Consider the following 5802-nt stretch of genomic DNA (forward strand, 5'->3'; position numbering starts at 1 on the left):
CGCGACCGCGAGGAGGTCGCGGCCCGCGACGGCGTCGTCGAGCGCGGCGATCTGGATCGCGCTCGCCGGGCCGTCGACGACGGTGGAGACGGCGTGTCTGACCGGGACCGCGACGCCGAGCCCGGCGAGTAGACGGCCCAGATCGGTCCGAGCCGGCCCGGTCAGGCCCGCACCTCCGTACGGTCGCCGCTCCACTGAGTGTGGAAGCTGCCCTCGCGGTCGGTCCGCAGGTACGTGTGGGCGCCGAAGAAGTCGCGCTGTCCCTGGATGAGCGCGGCGGGCAGTCGTTCGGTCCGGAGCCCGTCGTAGTAGGCCAGGGCCGCGGAGAACCCGGGCGCCGGGATACCCGCGGTCACCGCCGTGGTGACGACGCGCCGCCAGCTGTCGACGCAGTCGGCGAGCGCCTCGGCGAAGTAGGGGGCGGCCAGGAGAGTGGGGAGATCGGCGTTCTCCGCGTAGGCCTCGCGGATGCGGTCGAGGAAGGTGGCGCGGATGATGCATCCCCCACGCCAGATCGTGGCCAGGTCACCCCTCGCCACATCCCACCCGTACTCGGCGGTGGCAGCGGTGATCTGGTCGAATCCCTGAGCGTAGGCGATGACCTTCGACGCGTAGAGCGCGCGCCGGACGTCCTCGATGAACTCTGGGCCGGTGCCGCTCGGGGTCGACACCGCGCCGGAGGGCAGCGCGCGGCCCGCCTCGCGCTGCGGTACCGAACTGGACAGGGCGCGGGCGAAGACGGCCTCGGCGATACCGGTCACCGGGACTCCCAGATCCAGTGCGGACTTGACCGTCCAGCGGCCGGTGCCCTTCTGGCCCGCGCGGTCGACGATCACGTCGACCAGGGGATACCCGGTCTCGGCGTCCACCTGGGCGAGCACCTCCGCGGTGATCTCGATCAGGTAGGAGTCGAGTTCGCCGGTGTTCCACTCGCGGAACACCTCGGCCATGGCCGCAGGCTCGATCCCCGCCACACCGCGCAGGAGGTGGTACGCCTCGCCGATGAGCTGCATGTCCGAGTACTCGATCCCGTTGTGCACCATCTTCACGAAGTGACCGGAACCGTCCTCGCCGATGTGGGTGCAGCACGCGGTCCCGTCGACCTTGGCGGAGATGTCCTCGAGCATGGGCCCGACGACCTCGTAGCTGGAGGCCGGGCCACCCGGCATGATGGACGGGCCCTCGAGGGCGCCCTCCTCGCCGCCGGAGATCCCGGCGCCGATGAACCGGATCCCGCGGTCGGCCATCGCCTTCTCCCGGCGGATGGTGTCGGTGTAGAGGGAATTGCCCCCGTCGATGATGATGTCGCCCTCGTCGAACGCCTCGGCGAGGGCGTCGATCACCGCGTCGGTGGGTGCCCCGGCCTGAACCATGACGAGCGCACGTCGCGGCGACCGGAGTGCGGCGGCGAACTCCTCGATGGTCTCGGTGCGGACGAAGTCCCCGTCCCGGCCGTGCTCGTCCAGGAGAGCGTCGGTCTTGCCGGCGGAGCGGTTGTGTACGGCGACCGTGTACCCGTGGCGGGCGAAGTTCCGTGCGATGTTCGAGCCCATCACGGCGAGTCCGGTGACTCCGATGTCGGCGGTCCCGTTGGTGTCTGAGGTCGGCTGCGCGTCCTCGCGCTCAGTACTCATGTGTCTCAGAGTAGTCCACGGGTTCCCGGGCAGTGGACCTGCATCGATGGGGGAGACGGGCCGTCCGGCGGGCATCCGCGAACCTGAGTGTTTGCTGACAGGTCAGTGGTGCACTGAGTGCAACGATTGCCGGAACCGGTCCGAAACCCTTGGTTGTACGAGGTGGTGTGTTGTATCACTTATTACCGGGCCGGGACACCGGTGCACCCGCGGAACGGGGGGAAACGCGCCGCGGTGTGGCGCCGGTGTGCAGGCGGCCCGAGTGAGAAGTGATCAGCGAGGGGGAAGCAGCAGACATGACCAGCTCCATGCTGCCCACACAGATCGTGGGTACGCGCACGGTGTTCGACGACACGGTCGAGATACTCGCCGGGTTCAGACCGGGATACCCGAAGTTCTACTCGATCGCGGATCTCGGTACCCAGTCCCGCCGCCGGTGGGTTCCGCTGGAGCGTGCGGTGGACGGCGGACGTGTCGAGACGATGTTCCGCAACTACTTCGCGGAGTCCGGGGACATCCGGTTCTCGACGTACCTCGTCGCCGACGCGTTCGCCCACGGGGTGATCGGCCGGGCGGTCGCGAGCTTCGTCACCATCGGCCGGGTGTGGGACACGGGTGCGGAGAACCTCGCGGTCCGCACCGACATCGAGGGAGGGCTCGACTGGGCGGGCGTCCGGGACACCACCTTGCGACTGCTCTGTGATGATCCGTCCGCGGGTTCGCCGGGGACCGTTGTCCTGCCGTGCGAGCAGGCCCTCGCGCAGTGGCTCGCCTGCCGGTCACGCATGACCCTGAGTCCGGTGTTCGACGATCTCTCCCGCGTGAGCAACTGCAGCGTCGACACCCTGTGGTCGGTGGTCGGGGAGTGCGTGCTGGGTGCCGCGACGATCGTCCCGACCTTCGCCGACACGAGTGCGGAGACCGGATACCGCCGCGGACAGCTGGTGCTGCAGGCGCTCCACGACTCAGGTCTGGCGGTACGGAGGCGCAGCGCCCTTCCGCGAACGCCCGGATCGGGACCGATCCCGGTGCGCGACAGGGGTTGGCGCTCGGTCCGCTGATCCCGCCTGACCCGGCTCGGTCCGCTGATCCCGCCTGGCCCGGCCCGGCCCGCTGGGCCCGGCTGACCTGACCTGACGCGCGTGACCCCGCACGGCTCGGCTGCGCGGACGCGGAGGCGCGGTAGCGTCGGTACCCGAATCGCCCGGACAGCCCGGGCCGGGAGAAGAGGTCCGATGTCCGACGCGGTCGAGAACGAGTTCATCCAGTTGATCCGGGGACGGTCCGGAACCGGTTTCGGCGGCGGGATCGGCATCGACTACCGGGAGATCACTCCCGACAGGGTCGTGGTCTCGGTCGACATCGCGCCGCACCTGCACCAGCCCTACGGGATCGTCCACGGCGGCGTCTACTGTGCCATCGCCGAGGAGGTCGCGAGTGTGGCGGGCGCGGTGTGGCTCGGTGGTGAGGGCAAGGTGGTCGGGGTCAACAACTCGACCGACTTCCTGCGGGCCGTCACCGAAGGCACGCTCACGGCGACCGGTACCCCCGTGCACCGGGGACGCAGCCAGCAGCTGTGGCGTGTCGAGATCACCGACGACGAGGGGCGACTCGCTGCCGTGGGTCAGGTCCGGCTGGCGAACCTCCAGTAGGCCCGGTCGCCGGGCGAGAAGCCCTGTCCGGCCCGGGGCGCGCGGCGACAACCGGGGCAGAACAGCGAGAGCGCCCGGCGGGATGTCCCGCCGGGCGCTCGTCCCGGAACCGATCGACTCGCCGAACCGGCTGAGTCGTCGCTCCTCAGTCGCCGATCGACGTGGTCTCCACGGCCCGGTCGCGGGCCTCCTCCGCCGAGCGGGCCTTCTCATGGGCCGCCACCCGCTCGATGGCCTGTCGACCGTAGACCCACTGTTGCGTGGAGGTCAGCTGGGAGCGGTGGTCACCGCCCATGTGCATTCCCCAGGAGAACATGGTGGTCAGGCGGTTCTTGAACCCGATGAGGTACGCGAGGTGCACCACGAGCCACATCACCCAGGCGATGAAGCCGGAGATCTCCAGCCTGCCCACCTTCACCACCGCGCTGTAACGCGACACGGTGGCCATGGAGCCCTTGTCGAAGTACTTGAACGGCGGTCGCTCGGCGGGGGACCTGCCCTTCTCGACCTCGGCCATGATCTGCTTCGCGGCGTACTTGCCGCCCTGGATGGCGACCTGTGCGACGCCGGGGAGCTTGTCGAGACTCATCATGTCGCCGACGACGAAGATCTCGGGGTGCCCGGGCAGCGAGAGATCCTTCTGCACCAGGACCCGTCCCGCGCGATCGATCTCGGCCTCCGTCTGGTCGGCGAGCATCTTGCCGAGCGTGCTGGCCTGGACGCCCGCGGACCAGATCTTGCAGGTGGCGTCGATCCGGCGGACCGAACCGTCCGGGTCCTTCACCTCGATCCCGCGCTGGTCCACATCGGTGACCATGGCGTTGAGCTGGATCTCGACGCCCATCTTCTCGAGCCGGGCCCGAGCCGCGTTGCCCAGTTTGTTGCCGAACGGCGGGAGGACGGCGGGGGCCGCGTCCAGGAGGATCACCCGGGCGGAGGCGGGATCGATACGGCGGAAGGTGTTCTTCAGGGTGTGCTGGGCCAGCTCCGCGACCTGCCCGGCCATCTCGACACCGGTCGGTCCCGCGCCCACGATGATGAACGTGAGGAGGCGGCGGCGCTCCTCGTCGTCCTCGGTGACCTCCGCCTGCTCGAAGCAGCCGAGGATCCGGCTGCGAAGTTCGAGGGCGTCGTCGACGGTCTTCATGCCGGGGGCCCAGCGTTCGAAGTGGTCGTTGCCGAAGTACGACTGATTGGCGCCGGCGGCCACGATGAGGCTGTCGTACTCGAGGTCGAACTTGATGTGACCTGCCGAGGCGTAGACCGTCTTGGCGGCCACGTCGATCTTGTTGACGTCACCGAGGATGCAGGTGACGTTCTTCTGGTCGCGCAGGATGAGCCGGGTGGGCGGGGCGATCTCGCCCACCGAGAGGATGCCGGTCGCGACCTGGTAGAGAAGCGGCTGGAAGAGGTGGTGCCCGGTCTTGGCGACCAGGGTCACGTCCACATCCGCCTTCTTCAGTTGCTGGGCCGCGAAGAGCCCGCCGAAGCCGGACCCGATGATGACGACTCGGTGCCGGCGTCCGGCCGGTGCGGTGGCGGTGACCTGGTCGTGTGCGGGCTCGGTCATGGCGGCTCCTGGTGAAGGTGAGACTGTCGTGGTGAGCGCGGGGCTCGCCGATCGGGTCCCCGGGCGGGTCACGCGCGGGAACGAGTCCCCAGGGTAGTGGTATGCGGTAGCCGGTGCACACGTAGTGGGCTCGCCGCGGTGAACGCTCCCCCCGTCGCGCCTGACCCGCCCGGGCGACGTGCGGCGGTACCGTCGCACTGACGACACCCCTGAGGAGGGACCCGGTGGTCAGACTCGAACCGCAGACCGTCGACCTCGATCGTTGGCCCGCGCTCGCGGAGCCGGACGGGATGGGCGGACAGGCCGCGGGGGAGGTCGCCCAGGCCCTGAGGAGGTCGACCAGGGACCTCGGTCTGAGGATCGACTACCCGGATTCGACGGCGGCGGGCGAGTACGACGCCCCTGTCCGAGTGGTCCTGCGGGAGCCCGAGCGCTTCTGGGCGCGCCTCGCGTCCGCCGGGGTGCTCGGCCTGGGAGAGTCCTACATGGCCGGTGAGTGGACGACCACCGACCTCGGCGCGGCCATAGGAACCCTCGGCCCGTGGATCGCGGGGAACTCCGACTGCGCCCACCCGGGTGAACGAGCCTATGGGCGCGACGGTCGCGGGAGCCCCGGTGGTGGGCGACGGCGCGGGGGACCGGTGGTGGTGGAGCTCGAGGATTCCGTTCCCGGTGCGCTCACCTCCCTCTACACCGACGAGACGATGTCGACGGCGGGCGCCGTGTTCGCTTCCGGTGCACGCACCCGTGCACGGATGGAGGACGGGACCGACGTGGTCCACCTCGAGGTCCCGGCTTCGCGCCCCCGGCGCAACGACCTGGGGGACGCCCAACGGCGGTCGGCCGACACGCTGCTCACCCTTGCCGGCGTCGGGGCCGGCACCCGGGCCCTCGTCGCCACTCCCGGGTGGGGTGAGTTGCCGATGCGGGCCGCCGAGCGCGGGGC

Annotated in this window: 4 protein-coding genes and 1 pseudogene; 3 read left to right on the forward strand and 2 right to left on the reverse strand. The window is 70.0% G+C overall.

Annotated features, from left to right (window positions below; genetic code table 11):
• Positions 1 to 161: 161 nt before the first annotated feature.
• Positions 162 to 1634, reverse strand: coding sequence for an NADP-dependent phosphogluconate dehydrogenase (gene gndA / locus G6021_RS10385; RefSeq protein WP_179525228.1), 1473 nt, complete (start codon positions 1632 to 1634; stop codon positions 162 to 164).
• A gap of 296 nt (positions 1635 to 1930) precedes the next feature.
• Here gndA and G6021_RS10390 point away from each other — a divergent pair, with 296 nt between their 5' ends.
• Positions 1931 to 2695: a hypothetical protein gene (locus G6021_RS10390; RefSeq protein WP_182616261.1), complete on the forward strand. Its 765-nt coding sequence runs from the start codon at positions 1931 to 1933 to the stop codon at positions 2693 to 2695.
• A gap of 174 nt (positions 2696 to 2869) precedes the next feature.
• Positions 2870 to 3286: a PaaI family thioesterase gene (locus G6021_RS10395; RefSeq protein WP_179525230.1), complete on the forward strand. Its 417-nt coding sequence runs from the start codon at positions 2870 to 2872 to the stop codon at positions 3284 to 3286.
• 145 nt (positions 3287 to 3431) lie between these two features.
• Here G6021_RS10395 and G6021_RS10400 read toward each other — a convergent pair whose 3' ends face one another.
• Complete coding sequence (locus G6021_RS10400) at positions 3432 to 4856, reverse strand: NAD(P)/FAD-dependent oxidoreductase (RefSeq protein WP_179525231.1); 1425 nt, start codon at positions 4854 to 4856, stop codon at positions 3432 to 3434.
• A 224-nt stretch (positions 4857 to 5080) separates the two neighbouring features.
• On the opposite strand from G6021_RS10400, the pseudogene G6021_RS10405 reads away from it, so the two are divergent.
• Positions 5081 to 5802 (forward strand): annotated as a pseudogene (locus G6021_RS10405) (cyclopropane fatty acid synthase); the annotation flags it as partial.

Origin of the sequence: Dietzia sp. CW19 (assembly GCF_014145265.1) — a bacterium.
Taxonomy (GTDB): Bacteria; Actinomycetota; Actinomycetes; order Mycobacteriales; family Mycobacteriaceae; genus Dietzia; species Dietzia natronolimnaea.